Source organism: Streptomyces sp. 150FB, assembly GCF_000818195.1.
Classification (GTDB): domain Bacteria; phylum Actinomycetota; class Actinomycetes; order Streptomycetales; family Streptomycetaceae; genus Streptomyces.
In genome coordinates this window covers 7,064,813-7,066,712 of record NZ_JTHL01000001.1, presented here as the reverse complement: position 1 = coordinate 7,066,712, position 1,900 = coordinate 7,064,813, and the positions used below count along the sequence as shown (strand labels likewise).

Below are 1,900 nucleotides of genomic sequence, written 5' to 3'. Positions count from 1 at the left end.
GCCTGGGCCCCCGCCGTCAGCAACCGAACCTGTGAGGTCAGGCCTTCTCGGCGTCCGCGGCCGGCGCCTCGGCGGCGGCCTCGGCCGGAGCGTCGGCCGGGGTCTCGTCGGCGGCCGGGGTGACGACCTCGTCGGCCTGCTCGGCGTCGGCGACCTTCTCCGTCTCGGCGGAGGTCTGGACCTCGGCGTCGGCGGCGTCGGCGGGAGCGTCGGCGGCGGGAGCGTCAGCGGCGTCCGCGGACTTCTCGTCGGCCTTCTTCTCCAGCAGGTCGCGCTCCCACTCGGCGAGGGGCTCGCCGGCGGCCTTCTCGCCCGGCTTCGAGTCACCGGTCGCTGCACCGGAGCGGGCGATGAGGCCCTCGGCGACGGCGTCGGCGATCACGCGGGTGAGCAGGGTGACGGAGCGGATCGCGTCGTCGTTGCCCGGGATCTTGTAGTCGACCTCGTCGGGGTCGCAGTTGGTGTCGAGGATCGCGACCACCGGGATGTGGAGCTTGCGCGCCTCACCGACGGCGATGTGCTCCTTCTTGGTGTCCACGATCCAGACGGCGCTGGGCACCTTCTGCATCTCGCGGATACCGCCGAGGGTCTTCTCCAGCTTGGCCTTCTCGCGGGAGAGGACGAGCAGCTCCTTCTTCGTGAGGCCGGAGGCCGCCACGTCGTCGAAGTCGATCTGCTCAAGCTCCTTGAGACGCTGGAGGCGCTTGTAGACGGTGGAGAAGTTGGTCAGCATGCCGCCCAGCCAGCGCTGGTTGACGTAGGGCATGCCCACGCGCGTCGCCTGCTCGGCGATCGCTTCCTGGGCCTGCTTCTTGGTGCCGACGAACATGATGGAGCCGCCGTGGGCGACGGTCTCCTTGACGAACTCGTAGGCGCGGTCGATGTACGACAGCGACTGGAGCAGGTCGATGATGTAGATGCCGTTGCGCTCCGTGAAGATGAAGCGCTTCATCTTCGGGTTCCAACGGCGGGTCTGGTGACCGAAGTGGACGCCGCTTTCCAGCAGCTCCCGCATCGTGACGACGGCCATGGCCGTACTCCTCGAGGTACTCGGTTGTCGCGGCCGCCGGACGGCGGTCGCGCCTGACGTCCCGTTGCGCTCTGCCACGAAGGACCGAGTAGCGCGAACACCGGCGACAAGGGCCGATGACGGGGCGTGCGAAGTCGACCCGGTGACCCGGATCGCCACAAGAAGTGTACGGGACCGGCACACTCCCGGGTGACGGCGATGTCCACAACCCGCCCGTCGTCCACAGATCCGGTCCATGATCAGCGCGGCCGGGCGCTCAGCGGGGATGGTGGGCGGCATGATCACTCCTCGCCGGTCCCCGACTCCTGCTCCTCTTCTCACCTCTGGCGTGCTCGTGCCGCTCGCCCCCGTCGTCCTGGCGGTCCTGGCCGTCCTCGTCACGGGGGTGCTCTGGTGGGCGGCCGCCCCGGCCCTCGCCGCCACCGCCGACGGCCGGAGACCGGGCGGTGATGGCGCCCGCGCCTGGCCGGTGGGTCCGTTCCCGTCCGTGGAGCGGGGCTGGGAGCCGCCCGACACGGTGTACGGACCAGGTCACCGCGGTGTGGACCTGGCGGCGCCCCCTGGCACTCCGGTACGCGCCCCGGCCGCGGGCCGGGTCTCCTTCGCCGGCCGGGTCGCCGGGCGCGGGGTGGTGTCGGTGTCGCTGTCCGGCACGGGTGACCCGCCGCTGCGGACCACGTACGAACCGGTGGACCCGCTGGCCACCGAGGGCGACCTGGTGGCGGCGGGCCAGGTGGTGGCGGTGACGGCGGCGGGGCCTTCGCACTGCGCGGCGGGCTGTCTGCACTGGGGGCTGCTGCGCGGCCGGGTGTATCTCAATCCGCTGTCACTGCTCCCGCCGGACCTGCTGCGCCGCCCGGCGCCCCGGCT

General features: G+C 71.7%; 2 protein-coding genes. One reads left to right on the top strand and one right to left on the bottom strand.

Annotated features, from left to right (window positions below):
• Window positions 1–37: 37 nt before the first annotated feature.
• Window positions 38–1,030: a 30S ribosomal protein S2 gene (gene rpsB, locus QR77_RS30370; protein WP_040025199.1), complete on the bottom strand. Its 993-nt coding sequence runs from the start codon at window positions 1,028–1,030 to the stop codon at window positions 38–40.
• 277 nt (window positions 1,031–1,307) lie between these two features.
• On the opposite strand from rpsB, the gene QR77_RS30365 reads away from it, so the two are divergent.
• Window positions 1,308–1,900, top strand: a 593-nt coding sequence (locus QR77_RS30365; protein WP_040028914.1) for a M23 family metallopeptidase, incomplete at its 3' end; no start/stop codon positions are given.